Origin of the sequence: Arcicella aurantiaca (genome assembly GCF_003148625.1) — a bacterium.
GTDB lineage: Bacteria > Bacteroidota > Bacteroidia > Cytophagales > Spirosomataceae > Arcicella > Arcicella aurantiaca.
Window position 1 is genome coordinate 6131 of sequence record NZ_QGGO01000047.1, and the last position, 19534, is coordinate 25664.

The 19534-nt window shown below is 35.1% G+C and carries 21 protein-coding genes; 16 read left to right on the forward strand and 5 right to left on the reverse strand.

Features of this window, described 5'->3' with window-relative positions:
- The first annotated feature begins 251 nt into the window (after positions 1–251).
- The 3 genes from LV89_RS23875 (at position 252) to LV89_RS23885 (ending at position 1719) form a co-directional block, all read left to right on the forward strand.
- The gene (locus LV89_RS23875) at positions 252–770 is read left to right on the forward strand and encodes an NADH-quinone oxidoreductase subunit J family protein (protein WP_229201589.1); all 519 of its coding nucleotides are present in this window, start codon (positions 252–254) and stop codon (positions 768–770) included.
- Positions 771–817: 47 nt separating this feature from the next.
- Positions 818–1129, forward strand: coding sequence for an NADH-quinone oxidoreductase subunit NuoK (nuoK, locus tag LV89_RS23880; RefSeq protein ID WP_109745512.1), 312 nt, complete (start codon positions 818–820; stop codon positions 1127–1129).
- A 74-nt stretch (positions 1130–1203) separates the two neighbouring features.
- On the forward strand, positions 1204–1719 hold the full coding sequence (locus LV89_RS23885; protein WP_109745513.1) for an acyl-CoA thioesterase: 516 nt from the start codon (positions 1204–1206) through the stop codon (positions 1717–1719).
- A gap of 83 nt (positions 1720–1802) precedes the next feature.
- Here the strand turns inward: LV89_RS23885 and LV89_RS23890 are convergent, their stop codons facing one another.
- Together LV89_RS23890 and LV89_RS23895 are read right to left on the reverse strand one after the other, a co-directional pair.
- Positions 1803–2129, reverse strand: coding sequence for a hypothetical protein (locus LV89_RS23890; RefSeq protein WP_109745514.1), 327 nt, complete (start codon positions 2127–2129; stop codon positions 1803–1805).
- A 534-nt stretch (positions 2130–2663) separates the two neighbouring features.
- A complete protein-coding gene (locus tag LV89_RS23895; RefSeq protein ID WP_109745515.1) occupies positions 2664–2963 on the reverse strand; it encodes a putative quinol monooxygenase in 300 nt (99 codons plus the stop codon).
- Positions 2964–3316: 353 nt separating this feature from the next.
- Here LV89_RS23895 and LV89_RS23900 point away from each other — a divergent pair, with 353 nt between their 5' ends.
- The 12 genes from LV89_RS23900 (at position 3317) to LV89_RS23955 (ending at position 12952) form a co-directional block, all read left to right on the forward strand.
- A complete protein-coding gene (locus LV89_RS23900; RefSeq protein WP_109745516.1) occupies positions 3317–3706 on the forward strand; it encodes an NADH-quinone oxidoreductase subunit A in 390 nt (129 codons plus the stop codon).
- A 195-nt stretch (positions 3707–3901) separates the two neighbouring features.
- On the forward strand, positions 3902–4450 hold the full coding sequence (locus LV89_RS23905) for an NADH-quinone oxidoreductase subunit B (protein WP_109745517.1): 549 nt from the start codon (positions 3902–3904) through the stop codon (positions 4448–4450).
- 150 nt (positions 4451–4600) lie between these two features.
- The gene (locus LV89_RS23910) at positions 4601–5101 is read left to right on the forward strand and encodes an NADH-quinone oxidoreductase subunit C (protein WP_109745518.1); all 501 of its coding nucleotides are present in this window, start codon (positions 4601–4603) and stop codon (positions 5099–5101) included.
- Between the two features lie 32 nt (positions 5102–5133).
- Positions 5134–6369, forward strand: coding sequence for an NADH dehydrogenase (quinone) subunit D (nuoD, locus tag LV89_RS23915; protein WP_109745519.1), 1236 nt, complete (start codon positions 5134–5136; stop codon positions 6367–6369).
- 21 nt (positions 6370–6390) lie between these two features.
- Positions 6391–6846, forward strand: coding sequence for a DUF29 domain-containing protein (locus LV89_RS23920; protein ID WP_109745520.1), 456 nt, complete (start codon positions 6391–6393; stop codon positions 6844–6846).
- 84 nt (positions 6847–6930) lie between these two features.
- A complete protein-coding gene (locus tag LV89_RS23925) occupies positions 6931–7425 on the forward strand; it encodes an NADH-quinone oxidoreductase subunit NuoE family protein (RefSeq protein WP_109745521.1) in 495 nt (164 codons plus the stop codon).
- Positions 7426–7485: 60 nt separating this feature from the next.
- On the forward strand, positions 7486–8826 hold the full coding sequence (gene nuoF, locus LV89_RS23930) for an NADH-quinone oxidoreductase subunit NuoF (RefSeq protein WP_109745522.1): 1341 nt from the start codon (positions 7486–7488) through the stop codon (positions 8824–8826).
- Positions 8827–8951: 125 nt separating this feature from the next.
- Positions 8952–9389, forward strand: a complete 438-nt coding sequence (locus LV89_RS23935) for a DUF29 family protein (RefSeq protein WP_109745523.1) — start codon at positions 8952–8954, stop codon at positions 9387–9389.
- Between the two features lie 11 nt (positions 9390–9400).
- Positions 9401–10417 carry an NADH-quinone oxidoreductase subunit G gene (locus LV89_RS23940; RefSeq protein ID WP_109745524.1) on the forward strand — a complete coding sequence of 339 codons (1017 nt, stop codon included), beginning with the start codon at positions 9401–9403 and terminating at the stop codon, positions 10415–10417.
- 144 nt (positions 10418–10561) lie between these two features.
- Complete coding sequence (gene nuoH / locus LV89_RS23945) at positions 10562–11722, forward strand: NADH-quinone oxidoreductase subunit NuoH (protein ID WP_109745525.1); 1161 nt, start codon at positions 10562–10564, stop codon at positions 11720–11722.
- 16 nt (positions 11723–11738) lie between these two features.
- Entirely contained in the window at positions 11739–12257 is a 519-nt protein-coding gene (locus LV89_RS23950; RefSeq protein ID WP_109745526.1) for a NuoI/complex I 23 kDa subunit family protein, read from the forward strand.
- Between the two features lie 185 nt (positions 12258–12442).
- Complete coding sequence (locus LV89_RS23955) at positions 12443–12952, forward strand: NADH-quinone oxidoreductase subunit J family protein (RefSeq protein ID WP_109745527.1); 510 nt, start codon at positions 12443–12445, stop codon at positions 12950–12952.
- A gap of 138 nt (positions 12953–13090) precedes the next feature.
- Here the strand turns inward: LV89_RS23955 and LV89_RS23960 are convergent, their stop codons facing one another.
- Complete coding sequence (locus tag LV89_RS23960) at positions 13091–16930, reverse strand: T9SS type A sorting domain-containing protein (RefSeq protein WP_109745528.1); 3840 nt, start codon at positions 16928–16930, stop codon at positions 13091–13093.
- A 162-nt stretch (positions 16931–17092) separates the two neighbouring features.
- A complete protein-coding gene (gene pyk, locus LV89_RS23965) occupies positions 17093–18565 on the reverse strand; it encodes a pyruvate kinase (RefSeq protein WP_109745532.1) in 1473 nt (490 codons plus the stop codon).
- A 287-nt stretch (positions 18566–18852) separates the two neighbouring features.
- Here pyk and LV89_RS23970 point away from each other — a divergent pair, with 287 nt between their 5' ends.
- The gene (locus LV89_RS23970; protein ID WP_109745529.1) at positions 18853–19209 is read left to right on the forward strand and encodes a hypothetical protein; all 357 of its coding nucleotides are present in this window, start codon (positions 18853–18855) and stop codon (positions 19207–19209) included.
- Here LV89_RS23970 and LV89_RS23975 read toward each other — a convergent pair.
- Positions 19206–19534: transposase (locus tag LV89_RS23975; RefSeq protein ID WP_146199229.1), on the reverse strand; the 329-nt coding region annotated here is incomplete at its 5' end. The genes LV89_RS23970 and LV89_RS23975 overlap by 4 nt on opposite strands.

The following is a 19534-nucleotide window of genomic DNA, read 5'->3' on the forward strand; positions in this document are numbered from 1 at the left end:
GATATAGATAATAGAGAACAGAGTTTAGAGAATAGTGAAGTAAAAGCGGAAGAAGCTCCAAAGCCAAAACCTGCATTCAAACCCAAGTTTAAAAGACCAGATTCAGGAGAAAATACATAGCCATTTACTTGCATTTCCTCCCCAAAATGTGCTTAAATAACTCATATACTCATATACTCATATACTCATATACTCATATACTCATATACTCATATACTCATAACTCATATACTCATAACTCACATCCGACCTTGATTCAATATATTTTCATAGCTTTTGTACTTCTCACAGTGGTTTCTGCTGGCGTTGTATTATGGTCAAAAAATGTCCTCTATGCCGCATTTAGTTTGCTCATGACTTTTTTAGGAATGGCAGCTTTGTATGTTTTGGCAGGAGCAGATTTTTTAGCAGTTACCCAAATTCTCGTGTATGTAGGCGGAATTTTAGTTTTGTTGATTTTTGGTGTCATGCTCACCAATCAGCAAGGCAATAAACAAAATGTACAAAATGACATTTTTACAGAAAGCACTAATCGTATTTTAGGTTTTTTAGTAGCAGGAGGAATTTTTGGGTTATTATTTTACACATTTGCCAGAGCAAATTTTGTGGAAATTCAAAACGGCTTATTTGAAACTGCCGAACCAACTGCTACCACCCAAGCAATTGGCGTTCAATTAATGACCAATTTCGTTTTGCCATTTGAAGCATCAGGAATTTTATTGATGGCAACCTTAATTGGTGCGGCATATTTGAGTAAAAAAAATAGTTAATAGTTGTCATTGCTTCACTAAGTTCGCAATGACATAAAATACATAAAATGGACAATAGTTTTCTTCCATATTATTTGCTCACGAGTGCTTTACTTTTTAGTATTGGCTTAGGAGTTGTTGTTACTAAGCGTAACGTCATTGTAGTTTTGATGGGAATAGAATTAATGCTGAATGCCGTAAATCTCAATTTGGTAGCATTTAGTAAAAACGACCCCAATTTACAAGGACAAATGTTTTCACTTTTTGTGATTGTCGTGGCAGTTTGTGAATCGGTCATAGCTTTAGCCATTATTCTAAAAGCCTACGAATATTTCAAAACCGTCAATCTTGATGAAATCAATGAAGTAAAAGAAATGTAGCACAGCTTTCCAACCTGTTTTTAAATAATTTCATTCAGCAAAATACAGGTTAGAGACCTGTACTACTTAAATATATGTCAAAAACTAAATTAGCGTCAGAGTCATTAACTACCATGACCGAAATGATTTTCCCGAACGATACCAATACATTAGGTAACTTAATGGGTGGAAATTTGATGCGTATGATGGATGTAGTAGGGGCAATATGTGCTCAGAAACACTCAAACCGAATTGTCGTAACAGCATCGGTCGATAATGTTTCTTTCAAAGAATCAATACCTTTAGGAAGCGTCGTGACGCTTCAAGCGAAAGTAACACGTGCATTCAGTTCATCAATGGAAGTAGTGATAGACGTTTGGGCTGAAAATATTCCTGCACAAGAAAGAGTATCAACCAATAAAGCATTTTTTACCTTTGTTGCGGTTGACCAAAGTGGTCGCCCGATTGATGTACCACAATTGATTACTGAAACGGAAGAAGAAAAAGCTTTGTACGATGGAGCGTTACGTCGTCGTCAATTGCGTTTAGTGTTAGCAGGAAGAATGCAACCTTCAGAAGCGAAAGAATTGAGGTCTTTGTTTGAAGTTTAAGATAACAAATCTAAAATAAAAAAGCCTTTCTGTTCATGTCAACAGAAAGGCTTTTTGCATAGATTAAGGTAGAGAGGACTAAACTATGACACACTGATTAAGCCCATTGTATTGTCTAAGGTAGTTCCCGTAATGGTGTAAGCAGCCGTTAAAGCTCCCCCCGACTGATAGATAAATCCTTGAGTAGCAACGTTATCCGTTCCCCAAACTACGTCTGCATGAAGCCATAAAGTTGCTCCATTAGGTACGCCCAAAGTGCCTGGGTCAACAGTATCCGTTTGTCCAAGAGGGAAATTTGAACCACTTTTTGAACGTTGCTTTTGTAGATTTTCGTCCAAATAATCAAAAGAAATTGAAACTACGAAACCGCCTCCATTGTGAAGACTAAATTTGCCAACTGATTGTGCCATTGTATGAGTTATTTTGATGTGTTATCGTTCGCATAATTTCGTGTTGCAAACTTCCACGCCTCATTTGTTTTTGAGTGATACAAAGTTGGCAGGAAACAATTGGCTGTGGCAGGGTAAAAACGCCTGTTTTAAAATACAAGTATTTTTACGCATTCATGGAGGTATTTCTACTGAAAATGAAATTTTTTGAATATTTGAGCATCAAATTACCTCAATCCTATTGCCGTAGTCTGTGTCTCCACCATAGCCGTCAGGCTAATAACATCGGAGATGTTTAACCTTTGTAGAAAGTATTGATTATCAGACGTTTAGGTTTCGGAGAAGCCCAATATTAAAATTAATGTTATGCTTCTTCGAAGCACTTTAACTCGCTGACAATCACCGACTACAAAGGTTATGCTTCTCCGAAGCAGTCCTTTAACCTGAGGGCTATGGTGTCTCCACAGACGATAAATTGGGTCGTCTGTGGAGACACAGACAACGGCGAGCCAAATGGTTCAACCATCCACGTTTGAACCACCAAAGCGTCCACGCTCAAACAAAAACACTCTCAATCCTTTCCGAAGAAAAAGCCACAGGCTTATCCGCAAATAAAACCTTCGTAGCTGCCCATGTGCTTTTGAATAATTCAGAATCTCGGTAAATATTCAAATGCTTTTCAGAATTCCAATAACTGTACGTCATCAAAATATTGGGCGTGTTTTTGTCTCGCAATAATTCTAAATGCTGACAACCATCAAAAGCTCTAATGTATTGCTTGGAACGATTGAAAATCTCCATAAAATTTTCAACTTTATCTTCTTGAAAAGTCATTCTAACGATTCTAATAATCATGTTTGTAGTACGAATAACCTGTTCGTAAGGGAAATGAATGCTGTTACCTTAATTTTCACAAATACATATTTTGTAGAATAACAAAAATATTCAATTTCGCACTATTTTTGCTTATCTGAACAACAACTGAAATAGCCTCAAAAATATTTATGAATTCTATCAATATCTCTTAATGCTAAATATTACCCAATTTTAAGATTAAAATAATATCGTAAACAAAATTTTATAAGTAAATTGCGACTTAATTCAAGTAGAAATGAAAAAATAGAAATGCCGATAAGCATTGCTATTTTATTAGCAACTTATGACTTTCTGTAAACAATTAATGTAAGTGCTTGAAAATCAAATAAATTATGAACTACCAACCATCTGATTATCTTCCTGTCCTTGTACAATTAGGAGCAGCCTTAGCTTTCATCATTGGAACAATGATTGCCACTCACTGGCTTGGGCCAAAGCGTCATAGTAAACTTAAAGACGAAGTTTTTGAATGCGGTATCGAATCTGTGGGAGATGCAAGGACTCCAATCTCTGTAAAATATTTCTTAGTAGCCATCTTATTTGTGCTTTTTGACGTAGAAATTATCTTTATGTATCCATGGGCAGTAAACTTTATGGGTTGGGTAAAATCTTCATCAGAAGTAGCAATCAATATGTTTCTTGAAATGATTGTATTTATGGGTTTGTTATTAGCAGGCTTTATTTATGTAATCAAAAAAGGAGTTTTAACTTGGGAGAAATAGTTATTGGTCGGGCGGAGTACCGCTACTGGTAATTAGAAAATTAATAAAACTTTTCTCCAAAACATAGCGTTTAAATAAGGATATAAAATATTCAGATTATGGTTTAGTTGTTTTGATTATTGGAAGTATAAATAAAGCGGTATGCTGATTGACTAATAACCAATAACTAATAACCAATAACTCATAACCAATACAATGAGCGATAGAATAATAAAAACAGTTGATGCCCCTGCTGGAATTGAAGGACAAGGTTTCTTTGCAGGAAAATTAGACGATTTAGTAGGTCTTGCACGTGCTAACTCTCTTTGGCCTTTACCTTTTGCAACATCATGCTGTGGTATTGAATTCATGGCAACAGCAGGTTCTCACTACGATATTTCACGTTTTGGTTCTGAGCGTATGTCATTTTCGGCACGTCAAGCAGACGTTTTGATGGTAATGGGTACAATTGCAAAAAAAATGGCTCCTGTCTTGAAACAAGTATATCTTCAAATGGCAGAACCTCGTTGGGTACTTTCAGTTGGGGCTTGTGCATCATCTGGGGGTATTTTTGATACTTATTCAGTATTGCAAGGCATTGACCGTGTAATTCCTGTTGATGTTTACGTACCAGGATGCCCACCACGTCCAGAACAAATTTTGGATGGTTTTATGCAAATTCAAGAATTAGCCAAATCAGAACAAAGAAGAAGAAGAGATTCTGACGAATATAAAGCTCTTTTAGCTTCTTACGGAATCGAGTAACAGTTATCAATTATCAGTTACCAGTTATTAGTTATTGGTTCTTAGTTATTAGTTATTCATATAGATTTCTTTCAGTTAGTTTTCTAAAATCTTACGAATAATTATTTACTATTTACTGATAACTGCTTACTGACAACTGCTCACTGACCAATGACAAACGAACAAATAGCACAAGATTTAGTCGCACAATTTGGCGAAGAAAGAATCTTCGGTATTACAGAAAATTACGGTATTTTGAACGTAACAACTACTACCGAGACCATCATCCCGTTGATGCACTATTTATATCAACATCCAACGTTCAAATTCCAATTTTTGACTGACTTAGGAGGCATCCAATTCCCCGATGTTCCAAGTCATGAATTTGGCGTTATTTATCATTTGCATAGTCTTGAAAACAACATAAGATTAATCATCAAACTTTATGTTTCAAGAGAAAACATCGCTGTACCAACCCTTACAGGTTTGTATGCCTGTGCAAACTGGATGGAACGTGAAGCTTTTGATTTCTACGGAATTACTTTTACAGGACACCCCAAAATGGAAAGAATCCTGAACGTAGAAGATATGGATTATCACCCAATGCGTAAAGAATATCCGTTGGAAGATGCCACACGTGAAGATAAGATTGATGCCTTATTTGGGCGATAATACCAAGATATACAACAAGAAGTAAGCATAATATGGCTGAAATAGCATTAGTGTCGAACCCAAATGTGGGATTAACCAAGGCACAAGAAAATAAAAAATATGTGAACGACCTTTCGACCCTAAATTTAGGTCCGACACACCCAGCTACACACGGGATTTTCCAAAACATCTTAACGATGGATGGAGAAACAATCGTAGATGCTGAACAAACAGTAGGGTATATTCACCGTGCTTTTGAGAAAATCGCCGAACGTCGTCCGCTTTATCAAATCACGACGCTTACTGACCGTATGAACTACTGCTCGTCGCCAATCAATAATATGGGATGGCACATGACAGTAGAAAAACTATTGGGTATTGAAGTGCCAAAAAGAGCTCAATACATCAGAGTTATTATGATGGAATTAGCTCGTATCGCTGACCACATCATTTGTAACTCAATCTTGGCAGTAGATACAGGAGCTTTAACAGGTTTCTTGTACGTAATGCAATGGCGTGAACACATTTACGAAATTTATGAAGAAATGTGCGGAGCCAGATTAACTACCAATATGGGTCGTTTTGGTGGAATGGAACGTGATTTGTCAAAAGAAGCCATTCGTAAAATCAACGTTCTTTTAGATGATTTTCCTAAAGTGCTTTTAGAATTTGAAGGCTTGGTTAAACGTAACCGTATCTTCATGGATAGAACCAAAGATGTGGGAATGATTTCGGCAGAAAGAGCATTAAACTATGGCTTTACAGGTCCAAACCTTCGTGCAACAGGAGTTGATTATGACGTTCGTGCTATGAATCCATATTCATCTTACGAAGATTTTGAATTTGAAGTGCCAGTTGGAACAAAAGGTGATACTTACGACCGCTTCTTGGTTCGTGGAGAAGAAATGTGGCAAAGTTTGAACATCATCAAACAAGCCTTACAAAACCTTCCAGAAGGGCCTTATCATGCAGATGCTCCACATTATTACTTGCCTGAAAAACAACAGGTTTATTCTAATATGGAAGCTTTGATTTACCACTTCAAAATTGTGATGGGTGAAATTGATGCTCCAGTTGGAGAAGTTTATCATTCAGTAGAAGGTGGAAACGGAGAATTAGGATTCTATTTAGTTTCAGACGGAGGAAGAGCTCCATATCGTTTGAAATTCCGTCGTCCATGCTTTATTTATTATCAAGCATTCCCAGAAATGATTGTTGGAACAACACTTTCAGATGCTATCGTTACGATGTCATCAATGAATGTAATTGCTGGAGAATTAGACGTTTAGTATCTAAAAAAGGAGGTTGTTATGACCAGTACACAATGGCAAAATTTAGTATCGGAATCATATTATGAAACGATAACTTCTATCGAAGAACGTATCAAAAAATATGATTATTCTGAGGCACTTATTGGCTTAGAATATCTCTATCAAAATATGGCTAAAAAAGATAAACGTGAATTCAGAACTTTCTTAGTGTTAGTAATGATGCACGTTTTGAAATGGAAATATCAACCAGAAAAACGTTCAAATAGTTGGGTAAGAACAATTAGAAATGGAAGAAAAGAGATGCAGATAATTTTTGAAGACACACCGAGTGTTAATAAAAATTATGCTGAAGAAGTTTGGAATAACTGTTTTGAATCAGCAATTGATGATGCTAAATATGAAATGGGAATTTCCAAAAAAAATAACTTTAACCCTGAAGTCTTAACTTGGGAAGAGGTTTTTGAAAAAGAATATTATTTAGATGAAGAAGATTGATTTTATTTTAAAATTTCAATCATTTGATTATCATACATTTACGCAAATCGAATATCGTAAATCGAACATCGTAAAAAATAAAAAATGACCAATACGCAGACCATACAGTTTCCAGCCAGTACGTTGGAAAAAGTTCATGAAATAATCAAGCGTTATCCAGAAGGAAAACAAAAATCAGCCTTGTTGCCCGTTTTACACTTAGCTCAAGCAGAGTGGAAATGGTGTTCGCCAGAAGTGATGGACTATGTAGCAAGTTTGTTAAATATCAAACCTGTTGAGGTGTATGAGGTAGCATCTTTTTACACGATGTTTCACCTTGAACCTGTTGGAGACCACGTAATTGAATATTGTCGTACAGGTCCTTGTTGCTTGATGGGTGGTGTAGAAGTTTATGACCATTTGAAAACTAAATTGGGTATCGAAACAGGTGAAACAACTGCTAATGGTAAATTTACTATTAAAGAAGTAGAATGTTTAGCCGCTTGTGGTTGGGGACCAGTTTTCCAAATTCGTGAAAAATATTACATGAATTTGACAACTCAGAAAGTGGACGAAATCATTGAAGAGTTATCTAAATAGTTAATGCTGAAATTAGCCGACCTCAAAGTCGATAATTGATAAAGAATACACGGATTACAAATGAAAATATTAACCGAACATATTGACGTACAAGGCATTGAAACGATTGACGTTTTTAGAAAGCATGGTGGATACGCTGCTGTTGAAAAAGCCTTGAAAAAAATGACTCCCGACGAAGTAACGGAGGAAGTTAAAAAATCAGGACTTCGTGGACGTGGTGGAGCAGGTTTCCCGATGGGAATGAAATGGTCTTTCTTAGCAAAACCAGAAGGTATTCCTCGTTATTTAGTTTGTAATGCTGACGAATCTGAACCTGGTACTTTTAAAGACCACTACTTGATGATGAAATCTCCTCATACTTTAATTGAGGGAATGATTGTTTCGTCGTATGCTTTGGGTGCAAATACTTCATACATTTATATTCGTGGTGAATTAATGTATGTAGCTACAATTCTTGAAAAAGCTATTCAAGAAGCTCGTGATAAAGGACTTCTTGGTAAAAATATTTTAGGTTCTGGTTATGACCTCGACCTACACGTACAATTAGGTGGTGGTGCATATATCTGTGGAGAAGAAACCGCTTTATTGGAATCATTAGAAGGAAAACGTGGTAATCCACGTAATAAGCCTCCATTCCCAGCTGTAAAAGGTTTGTGGCAATGCCCAACCGTTGTAAATAACGTAGAATCAATTGCTGCAACGTCTTGGATTGTCAACAACGGTGGAGACGAATACGCTAAAATTGGTATTGGTCGCTCAACAGGTACAAAATTAATTTCTGTTTCTGGACACGTTCGTAAACCTGGTGTTTATGAATTGCCATTGGGAATTACTGTTGAAGATTTCATTTATGCAGATGAATGGTGTGGTGGTATCCGTGATGGACATAAATTGAAGGCAGTTGTAGCGGGAGGTTCTTCAGTGCCAATTCTTCCTGCTGAATTAATCTTGAAAACAACCAACGGTGAAAATCGTTTGATGTCTTACGAATCACTTTCTGATGGTGGTTTTGCCACAGGAACAATGTTAGGCTCTGGTGGATTTGTAGTAATGGATGAAACAACTTGTATCGTTCATAATACGTTGACTTTCGGACGTTTTTATCACCATGAATCTTGCGGACAATGTTCGCCATGCCGTGAAGGAACAGGTTGGATGGATAAAGTTTTATACAGAATCGAACACGGACAAGGTCGCCAAGAAGATATTGATTTATTGGTTGACGTTGCAAAGAAAATCGAAGGAAATACCATTTGTCCATTAGGAGATGCTGCTGCTTGGCCAGTTGCTGCTGCGATTCGTCATTTCCGTGATGAGTTTGAATGGCACATTAACCACCCAGAAAAAGCTACCCAAAAAGGAGCAGTTTTCATGCGTGAAGGAGCAAGTTGGAGTCTTTAATTTGATAATTTGAAGATGTGGTAATTTGAATATATCATCACAACTTCCAATTTATTGTTCATTCATATTTGAATATTTGTAGTTATTTTCAAATCTTCAAATTACCAAATTTTCAAATTAATATTATGGAAGAATTAGAGGCACTTCGTAAGATGGTCGAACAACACGACTACACAGCCGCACTCGCCCTAATTGACGAAATGGATGAGATGGCAAAAGATGATAAAATTGTTAAAGTAGAGAGTTTTATGCACGTTTTATTAGTACATTTAATAAAACGATACGCTGAAAAAAGGACTACTCCATCTTGGGAAAGGTCAATAAAATTTTCACTTCAAGGTATATTTAAGTCAAATAAAAGACGTAGTTCAAAAGGATATTATTTAAAAACCGAAGAACTTAAAGATGCCATTGAAGAAAGTTTTGATTTTGCATTATCTGATGCTGCTGATGAAGCATTTGGAGGAGCATTTTCTCCCAAACAATTAGAAGATATGATTGATTCGGAATTAGTTAAAGAAGAAATGCTTGATTTAATTCTTAATTATCAAGCTCAAAAATAAGAATAACTTAGATGAAAGTTACAATAGATAATATTACGATTGACGTAGAACCAGGTACTACAATCATGAATGCGGCTCGCCAAATTGGGCCACATATTGCTCCACCTGCGATGTGTTACTACGAACCTTTAAAGGCTTCGGGTGGTAAATGCCGTGGTTGTTTAGTGAAAGTAACGGCTGGTTCTGAAAAAGACCCACGTCCAATGCCAAAACTTGTGCCTTCATGTATTACGCAAGTACAAGACGGTATGATTGTGGAAAATACTATCAACGAGCAAGTATTAGAAACTCGTAAAGGTATTGTTGAATTCTTATTGTTGAATCACCCATTGGATTGCCCAGTGTGTGACCAAGCAGGAGAATGTCACCTACAAGATTTTTCATTTGAACATGGAGTGTCAAAAACTCGTACTGTTGAAGAACGTAATACTTTCGAGCCAGTTGATTTAGGTCCTTACATCAAATTAAACATGAACCGTTGTATTTTGTGTTACCGTTGCGTTTATACGGCTGACCAAATTACAGATGGACGTGTTCATGGGGTTATGCACCGTGGTGACCATGCCGAAATTAGCACTTATATTGAGAAAGCAATCGACAATGATTTCTCTGGAAACGTAATTGACGTTTGTCCAGTAGGAGCATTAACTGATAAAACTTACCGTTTCAAAAGCCGTGTATGGTTCTCGAAACCAGAAGATGCAAGTTGTAGCTGTGGCAAATGTTCTGGAAAAGTAACACTTTGGTACAGAGGAGACGAAGTTATCAGAGTAACAGCTCGCAAAAATGAATGGGGCGAAGTAAAAGAATTTATCTGTAACACTTGCCGTTTTGAGCGTAAGAAAACTTCAGATTGGACTTTAGAAGGACCAACAAAAATTGCAAGAAACTCAGTAATTTCAGCTAATAAATACGGAGCAAGTACTATTAAGCCAGCATTTCCATTACAACAAGCTGCTGAACAGTACAAGAAAATTGACGACAGTCGTGACCGTTCATTTTTAGCACCACAGAAACAATTGAATTAGGATTTAGGGGTTGGGATTTAGGCATTAAAAAATTAGTCAAAAATTTTACCCATAATTATACATTAGGATTTGGGGATTGGGATTTGAGAGTTTGTTGTGATAGAAACACCAACTCCTAACTCCTAACCCCTAACCCCCAAAAACATGGAAATTACATCAACTTTATTTACCGCAAAAGCTATTTATGTAGGCGTTATTTTTGCTATTACTTTGGGCGTTGCGGCTTATTCGACATACTTTGAGCGTATCATTGCGGCTTTTATGCAAGACCGTGTTGGGCCAGACCGTGCAGGACCTTTCGGGATTTTGCAACCACTTGCCGATGCTGTGAAAATGTTCATGAAAGAAGATTTTATTCCTTCTCAATCAAGTAAATGGTTATTTATCGTAGCTCCTTGTTTGTCGATGCTTACAGCTTTGATGACTTCAGCGGTTGTGCCTTTTGGTGATAAATTAGATTTAGGAGGAGACGTATTTCTTGATTTGCAAGGAATTGACGTAAATATCGGTATTCTTTGGGTATTTGGTATTGTGTCATTAGGTGTTTACGGAATCTTGATTGGAGGTTGGGCTTCAAATAACAAATATTCATTGTTAGGAGCTATCCGTGCTGCCTCTCAAAATATCTCTTACGAATTAGCAATGGGTCTTTCTATCATTGCTATTTTGATGTTGTCAGGTTCGCTTTCAACAAAAACAATTGTAGAAACACAACAAAATGGACATTGGAATATCCTTTACCAACCATTAGGTTTTGTGATTTTTATTGTGTGTGCTTTCGCCGAATGTAACCGTACTCCATTCGACTTACCTGAGTGTGAAACTGAGCTTATCGGTGGATACCACACAGAATATTCTTCTATGAAATTAGGTTTCTATTTGTTCTCAGAATACATCAATATGTTTATTTCTGGAGCAGTAATGGCAACTTTATATTTTGGAGGATATGATTACCCAGGTTATGAATTTGTATTGGATAAATTTGGAATGAATATCGCTGCTCTTTTAGGCGTAGGAGCTTTAATCGGAAAAGCATTAATTTTTGTATTCATCTTCATGTGGGTACGTTGGACATTGCCACGTTTCCGTTATGACCAATTAATGGGCTTAGGTTGGACTGGCTTAATTCCACTTTCAATGTTCAATGTTGTTCTTACAGGTGCAACCATGTTATTTACCGTAAACGGAGAAGGTTCAAACTGGATGACCGTTTTATTGTCGTGGGCGGGTGTTGCAGTTATGTTAGTAGTAACCGCATTTTATAGCCAGTCTCAATACAAAAAGAAAAAATTAGCAACAGCATAATTTTCAAATCAGAAATATGAAGTTAAGTAATAAAACTAAAGTCTTAGAACAAGGAGAAATGACCTTTGCTGAGCGTATTTATCTTCCTGCAATTGTAGGTGGTATGGGTACGACTTTAAAACACTTCTTTTCTAAAAAAGTAACTATCCGTTATCCAGAGCAAAAGCGTTATTTAGGCCCTGTTTTTCGTGGACATCACATCTTGAAACGTGACGAACAAGGAGCAGAACGTTGTACCGCTTGTGGTTTATGTGCAGTTGCGTGTCCTGCGGAAGCAATTTCAATGGTAGCAGATGAGCGTAAAAAAGGCGAAGAGCATTTATATCGTGAAGAGAAATACGCAAGTGTTTACGAAATCAATATGCTTCGTTGTATTTTCTGTGGACTTTGTGAAGAAGCTTGTCCTAAACAAGCAATCTATTTACAACATGATAAAATGGTACCTGTTTTTGAAGACCGTTCTGAAGTAATTTTCGGGAAAGATAAATTGGTTGAGAAAATGGATAACCGTTATTTAAGAGAAGGCTGGAAGTAATTTTGAAGGTGTTGGGTTTTAGGATTTAGGTGTTAGTAATTGAACAAACGCTACTTTCTCTAAAAGTTATACCAATAGGCTTTCGTTTTAAAATTTGAAATAAATAAAAATTTAGGATTTAGCGTATTAAGGAAGGGTGCAAATCCCTAACCCCCAACCACTAACCCCTAATACCTTAAAAAGACATGAATTTTTGGTATTTTTTAACAGCTTTAACGCTTTTGAGTGCTTTAATGGTGGTTTTGTCTAAAAACCCAATCCATAGCGTTTTGTATTTAGTTTTCACATTTTTCTGTATTTCAGGACATTATGTGTTATTAAATGCACAGTTTTTGATGGCAGTAAATATTGTGGTTTACGCAGGAGCAATCATGGTATTATTCCTTTTCGTAATCATGATGATGGATTTGAGGAAAAATATGCCAGACTCCAAAAATACACTTACTAAATTAGCAGGAGCGATATTAGGAGGAACATTATTGGTAATTATGGTAGCGGCAACTCGTAAAATGGATTTGTCTGGAGATGCAACTATCGCTAATTATAGTTCACAAACAGGTATGGTTGAGAGTTTAGGTAAAATTTTATACCGTGACTACGTTTTACCATTTGAATTGGTTTCAGTCCTTTTCTTTGTAGCAATGGTTGGTGCAGTAATGTTAGGTAAAAGAGAAGCAGGAGAGAGAAATTTTTAAGAAGATATATTTTGATTTATTAAAAAGCCTTGTGAAATTAATTCACAAGGCTTTTTAAATTCTTCGCCCAGAAGGAATGATATATTTTAATGAAGTGGTTTTGTATAAAACTCTTTCTACATAGATTTAAACTCATTTCTAATGCTTCATTATTTTCCGAATGGTCTGTTTTTCCCCATTCGTTAACCGAATAAAATACGTCCCTGAACTCAAATTTTGAGTTGAAATAGTATTTGTAGTATTCGATTGAACATCCTGATTTATTAACAAATTACCCGATAAATCATAAAGGCTTACATGGAAAACACCTTTACTTTTTTTATTAAAAATTACGTTTAAATCATTTTGGGCTGGATTTGGAAAGACATTCAACTCAAATTCATCCGTTAATTCTTCATTAGCTAAAATCTTCTGAGTAAAATTTATCACGATGGAATCTGACACATTTGTACACCCAATTTTATCCTCTATTTTTATCTGATACGTTCCAGAGACCGTAGCTGTGAAAGTCGTAGTATTTGCTTTATCCAATGCCTTACCATCTTTGAGCCATTGATACTTCCAGTCATTATTTTGGGTTGCTAATAGCTTGACCTCCTCGGTGTAAATGGGAGAGCTTTTATCCACATTTAATGATACTTTTGGATTACAAAACGACCATAATTGTAACGATTTATTTTCCTCAGTAGCAATACAATAAGGCAACTGATTGATTTCAATAAACTGGTAAGGGTTTGAACTTTGAATGCCTTTTACCAAATCACCTATCATTTTTGTGCCTTCTGGCGTGCCGTCAGTTTCCCAAGGTTCATAACCATTCTTTTCGGTTTGACGAGAGAAATAGAGTTTATTGTTGATTTTGGGGAGATTTTGCCAACCATCATAAGTAAAATTCAGAGGTTGAGATAGAATATTTCCATCAGAGTCTTTTAATTTTTGAGTAGTTGAGATAGTGCCTTCCGTAGTCCATACTTCTGCTTGCAAGGTAGTCGCATTTGGCTTTCTAAAAAGTATTTTATTCCCAATTATTCCTAATTTCTCATCTTTACCCGTATAATGTGTACTGATATTACTTCCTTTTATTAATTGGATTGTACCATTTTTTGTACCATCGGTTTTAAAGAAGTTTATCCCATGTACCTCAGTATTAATAAACGAAAAGTAAAACTCACCAATATTTTTATCCGAAGAGTGGGCAATTTTGTAAATATCATAATAATAATCTTTTTCTAAACTGTTGTTTATAAGTTCTTGACTTCCATTTTGACTACCGTCTGATATAAATAAACTCCCATTTGAAACGAAATAATAAGCTTTATTTTGTTGTTCTTGACCGAAGTATGGATTTACTCTATTTCTAACGTTTACTCTATAAACCTCTCGTTGGATAAAATCATCTTGCATTACATAAAATATTTGATTGTCATTCTGAATTTGTTTGAACAAAATACCTTTATTCAAAACATCGATTGCTTTAAAAGTATCAAATTCAAAAAGGCTTGGAGAGCCAAAATAACCGTCTGTTCTATTCATTTGATAAACTTCTTCGAAAGTTAAATCGTTTTTAATTTCATAAAACCGAATTTTATTTTCGCTACTCACATTTCTGTACAGACCCGTTACATTAGAAATCAAAAGAACCCTTCCATTTATTTCCCAAATTTTAGTGTCTATTTTTAAATTATCGTCACGGTTTGTACTGTTGTAAGAAAACACTTTTTTAGTTGTATTACCATCTATTTGCCAGAAATTAAATTGAGTTGTATAATAGCTAAAATTAGTATTATCTATTCCAGATGATTGTAAACTCTCTAACAGGATAGTTTTATTTTTTACCGTAAAAACATCAGCAATTGTTTGTATCCCGACAAGTTCAGTTGTTGTATTACCATCTGTAACGTAGCTTTTATTGTTTTTTCGAGAGACAAAATAAATCTTGTTATTTACTTGTTTTACCATTACGCACTTTTGTGAATTTGGAATGGTATCTATTTTCTGAGTAGTTACATTAAATTTAAGTAAATATGACCCTTCACCATCAGAATTATAAAAATATGGCGAAAAAGGAGTAGCATTTGCAAAAATTAATTCCTTATCTGAAATGGTTAAAATACCCACATTTCCATTTATGAATTTTGTATTTTCAATAGTCAAATCAGTAGTAAATAACATAAAGGGATAGATTTTTACAGATAAGAGACTTGGATTAATTTGTTTAATCTCACCACCAAAAGTGCCATTAATTCCACTACCCATAGAAAATGTTGATTTATTCTTTACAAGTAATTTAATATCCTCATTTTTTAAATTAATGACGTAAAGAAAAGTGGAGTCGTTTGAGTCAGAAGTCGCATTTTGAGTAGTGATTAAAATACCTAAGCGTTCATTAATAGATTGAAAAACAACAGCTCTTAATTGAGAAGTACTGTAATTCTTAACCAACAATTTCAAATCCTTCGTCCCAGCCTTGGTTCCATCCGAAACCCCAAGCATAATTCCCTGTTCACCACTATATACTTGGACTAATTTGCCATTGAAAGTAGTGGTATAAACCTTTGGCGTTGAGATTCCTGTGGTATTGATGTTTTTTAATAACTTTACATTATCTGTTTGACTATCAAATAAATACAATTCTCTATCCGTAATTTTGGATGGGTCAGGGTCACTCATTAAAAAATTATCTGTATCAGCAATATTTACATAGTTACGGTTTGAAATTCCGTAGTAGATTTCAATCGCAGTAAATTTAAAATCAACTATTTTTTCATTCGAAATATCTAAAATTTTCATTCCATAGGGTTCATTTGTTGCAGATACAAAAACTTTGTTTTTCGTAAATTCGGAGACATTTCTGAAAGAAGAATAAGCTGTATAATTCGAAATCGAACTGAAAGAAGGTATTTTAAAATCTTTCACTAATTTATTATCAGAAAGCCTAATTCCCTTCACGTTGAGGTCTTTCCAATTGTTTTCATTTCTAAAACTGTACAGTATATCATTCTTAGCATCATAAGATGTTACTACATACTCTTCATACGTACCACTCGGAAGACTTAGCACATCCTCAAGCACGGTATTACCCGTAGGTAAAAACTTATCACTTTGCAAGTAATATACTTTATTGCTTACGGTAAGATATAACTTCTGATTGGTAGAATATAGCGACTGGACGTTGAGATTAGAATTTTTATTACCCACAAATAAAGTATCCAAAATGCCCGTTTTTGTATTCATCCGAAACACTTTATTGTTATGAGTTGCGAACATATCACCATCCCACAAGGTAGTGTTTCGGAATCCATCTTGAAAATACAATGTAGGCGTTTTGACCTTCACTTTGGCATCTTTCATATCCACTGAAATCATGAAGAAATATCTTTCGGGGCTTTCACTGCCGTACATTCCTAATGTTAGTACAGAACCACTTCTTAAAATTGGACTCGCTCTTCCCACCACTGATATGGTATCTACTTTGTTTGCTTTACGGTATATAATCATTTTGCCAAGTAGAGTAGTTTCATATTCTACCAATTCATCCCCCGTATGAAAAAGTGTTCCTTTCACCTCATTCTGATAGATTTTTGTCCCTTTTTCAGTTCCATCAGTAACCCAAATTTTTGGTTTTTCGTTGGGGTTGTCAGAGGCTACAAAATAAAGTGTTCCATCTTCAAGCGGAGCTACATTATTCACAAAGTTATAATTAGTGTAGTTATAAAAATTAGCGGGTTCAACTAATCCACTATTCTCACCTACCATAATATCCTTCACCAATTTAGTAGATTCCGAAGTGCCTTCCGTAACCCAAAGTTCACGCCCGTATTCAGGCGTAGTGGCTACGAAATAGATTTTTTTGCCTGCTTTTACAAAATTTTGAGGATTGGAACTCATATCTTTTTGATATTTCCAATCGCTGATTGTTTGTTGTGCATAAGTTGAGAATATGCAGAAACTGAGTAATATCGTAATTACCTTATTCATGATTTTAAAGTTTTAGTATTACTATTACAGACGGTTCGGACTAAAATACAGTTGCATAGGATTTTGAGATTTAGAATTCATGATTAAAGAGAGAATACGTGTAAACAAAAAAAGCCCCGTAAAAATTAATTTACGAGGCTTTTCAATATATTTATTCAAAGACTATTCTACCGTTCCTAATTGAACTGTATTTGTTTTCAAATCTTGATTTGATGGAACGCTCAAAGTAGTTACAAAAGTATCTCCTTTTGTTAATAACCCTTTAGATTTCAAAATTTCGGTCATTCCTTTTACAGTTGCTTCAACGTCTTTTCCTAAAGATTCATAATAGAATACATTTGCACCCCACAATAAACCCATTTCAGTTTTTACGGCTTTGTTTGAAGTGAAAACATAAAGATTAGCTTTTGGACGGTGTGCCGACAAACGGAAGGCTGTATATCCACTGTTTGTGATACATAAAATTGCTTTTGCTTCTGTATCACGAGCCAAACGGCAAGCACCTGCAATCATACGGTCGTTAAGAGGGAATTTTGAACCGCTATTGCTTAATGAGTGATTTTTGAAGTAAATAGAGGCTTCGTCACCTTTCACAATTTTGATTTCATTTTGTTGTTCTTCAACAACTTCCTGAATGTGAGCCATTGTTTCAACAGCTTTTAATGGATAAGCACCCGAAGCAGATTCACCGCTCAACATCGTTGCAGAAGCACCTTGAAGTACCGCATTGGCAACGTCAGAAGTTTCAGCACGTGTTGGAACAGGATTACTAATCATTGATTCCAACATTTGAGTTGCCACAATAACAGGCTTACCTGCCAAAGTACATTTCTCAACCATTAATTTCTGTAAATGTGGAACTCTCGCACCGTCAATCTCAACACCTAAGTCACCACGAGCAACCATAATTGCGTCAGTAGCTTCAATAATTTCGTCTAAATTATCAATAGCGAAAGGCGTTTCAATTTTAGCGATAACCTTCGTGGCTTTACCATAGGCTTTAATTCTATCTTTAATATCATGAATATCAGCCGCAGTACGAACAAACGAAAGTGCAATCCAGTCAACACCATTATCTAAACCGAAATATAAATCTTTAATATCTTTTTCAGTCAAACATGGCAATGAAACCTTTGTTCCTGGTAAGTTGATACCTTTTTTAGATTTCAAAATTCCTCCGTAAACAACTTCAGTAATTACTTCTTTCTTCTCTTTGTCAATGGCTAATACCTTAACTTCCAAATTACCATCATCCATCAAAATTCTCTCGCCAACAGTTACATCCAAATACATAGAAGTATAAGTTGTACCTACACGCTCAGAAGTTCCCATTAAGGTTTCATCCATCACGAAAGTAAGCAAGTTACCCGCTTTAATTTCAACACCATTATTTTCAACTAATTGTGTACGGATTTTTGGACCTTGTAAATCTTGAAGAACTGAAAGATTTGTATCTAATTCCTCAGAAATTTCTCTGACAGTTTTAAGTCTTTTTAGGTGGTCTTCGTGTGTACCATGAGAAAAGTTCAGACGGAAAATATTTACACCCGCTTTGGCGAAATTGGTCAACATTTCTTTGGACTCAGAAGCTGGACCAACAGTGGCTACAATTTTGGTTTTTCTTTGAAAAGACATATTTTGGTTACAGTTATTTCTACTCATATCATTCGATACTGTAAAAATACATTATCCATTTAATACTTGGAATTAAAATGGACTGTTTTCTTACAAAAGTTCAATTTTAAAGTAAAAAATATAATTATTTGATTAAAAAAAAGGAATAATCAGGGTTGTTGGTTTGTGAATGGTATGTAACTTTAGAAAACTGGAAGCATTTTTGTTCTTACGGTTTGAAATAAATTTTTTAAATAAAGAAAGATAATGTTATTTTGTATTATATCTAATGCTACAATAGATAAAATATGAGTAAACGAGATTGGTCAATTTTAGGAATTTTTACACTTATTGCTACCGTAATTTTTTTGATAATATTTTTTGTTAGTTTTTGTCCCGATGATAGAACTCCTATTAATATAATTTCAATAATAGGTACTTTAATAACAATTATTGCATTAGGGTTTTCAATACACCAACAAATCCAGATAAAGAAAACTTCTGAATTAATTGAAGAAAATTCAAAAAACTATCAAGATAGTATAAGAAGTAGTCTTTATAGTTGGAATATTACAAGAGCAATCGCATTGAGTGAAAAGTTAGAAGACTTGTTGATGAAAGATGAGAACATTACAACAGTAATATTTATTGTCAAAGAAATCTAAGTACGTGTCAAAAGTTGTAAGTAATGTTTAATTATCTGACTATCAAAGGTTAATGCTTTTATTAGGTGGTCTAATCCATACCTAAAAATGCTAAAAGCTCTTCTTTGATGGGCTAAAATAGGGATTGTTTTTTGTTGATTTTCATAATCACCAATCAAATACACCCAAACAAAAGCAATGGCAATAACTGCTAATAGTTTTTCGAGGCGTTTTTGGTCTTTCAAGTGAGTATCTTCTATATTAAAACCAGCGGTTTTAATGGCTTTAAAAAAACACTCAATAGTCCATCTTTTAGCATATACTTGCATAGCCTGTGAATTGTACT

Excerpts from the sequence above, each read along its gene's own strand:
- pyk (WP_109745532.1), bottom strand. The coding sequence starts at position 18,565 with ATGTCTTTTCAAAGAAAAACCAAAATTGTAGCCACTGTTGGTCCAGCT.
- LV89_RS23895 (WP_109745515.1), bottom strand. The coding sequence starts at position 2,963 with ATGATTATTAGAATCGTTAGAATGACTTTTCAAGAAGATAAAGTTGAA.
- LV89_RS23950 (WP_109745526.1), top strand. The coding sequence starts at position 11,739 with ATGAAGTTAAGTAATAAAACTAAAGTCTTAGAACAAGGAGAAATGACC.
- LV89_RS23970 (WP_109745529.1), top strand. The coding sequence starts at position 18,853 with ATGAGTAAACGAGATTGGTCAATTTTAGGAATTTTTACACTTATTGCT.
- nuoF (WP_109745522.1), top strand. The coding sequence starts at position 7,486 with ATGAAAATATTAACCGAACATATTGACGTACAAGGCATTGAAACGATT.
- LV89_RS23935 (WP_109745523.1), top strand. The coding sequence starts at position 8,952 with ATGGAAGAATTAGAGGCACTTCGTAAGATGGTCGAACAACACGACTAC.
- LV89_RS23900 (WP_109745516.1), top strand. The coding sequence starts at position 3,317 with ATGAACTACCAACCATCTGATTATCTTCCTGTCCTTGTACAATTAGGA.
- nuoH (WP_109745525.1), top strand. The coding sequence starts at position 10,562 with ATGGAAATTACATCAACTTTATTTACCGCAAAAGCTATTTATGTAGGC.
- LV89_RS23910 (WP_109745518.1), top strand. The coding sequence starts at position 4,601 with ATGACAAACGAACAAATAGCACAAGATTTAGTCGCACAATTTGGCGAA.
- LV89_RS23940 (WP_109745524.1), top strand. The coding sequence starts at position 9,401 with ATGAAAGTTACAATAGATAATATTACGATTGACGTAGAACCAGGTACT.
- LV89_RS23920 (WP_109745520.1), top strand. The coding sequence starts at position 6,391 with ATGACCAGTACACAATGGCAAAATTTAGTATCGGAATCATATTATGAA.
- LV89_RS23955 (WP_109745527.1), top strand. The coding sequence starts at position 12,443 with ATGAATTTTTGGTATTTTTTAACAGCTTTAACGCTTTTGAGTGCTTTA.
- LV89_RS23925 (WP_109745521.1), top strand. The coding sequence starts at position 6,931 with ATGACCAATACGCAGACCATACAGTTTCCAGCCAGTACGTTGGAAAAA.
- LV89_RS23890 (WP_109745514.1), bottom strand. The coding sequence starts at position 2,129 with ATGGCACAATCAGTTGGCAAATTTAGTCTTCACAATGGAGGCGGTTTC.
- LV89_RS23905 (WP_109745517.1), top strand. The coding sequence starts at position 3,902 with ATGAGCGATAGAATAATAAAAACAGTTGATGCCCCTGCTGGAATTGAA.
- LV89_RS23960 (WP_109745528.1), bottom strand. The coding sequence starts at position 16,930 with ATGAATAAGGTAATTACGATATTACTCAGTTTCTGCATATTCTCAACT.
- LV89_RS23885 (WP_109745513.1), top strand. The coding sequence starts at position 1,204 with ATGTCAAAAACTAAATTAGCGTCAGAGTCATTAACTACCATGACCGAA.
- nuoD (WP_109745519.1), top strand. The coding sequence starts at position 5,134 with ATGGCTGAAATAGCATTAGTGTCGAACCCAAATGTGGGATTAACCAAG.
- nuoK (WP_109745512.1), top strand. The coding sequence starts at position 818 with ATGGACAATAGTTTTCTTCCATATTATTTGCTCACGAGTGCTTTACTT.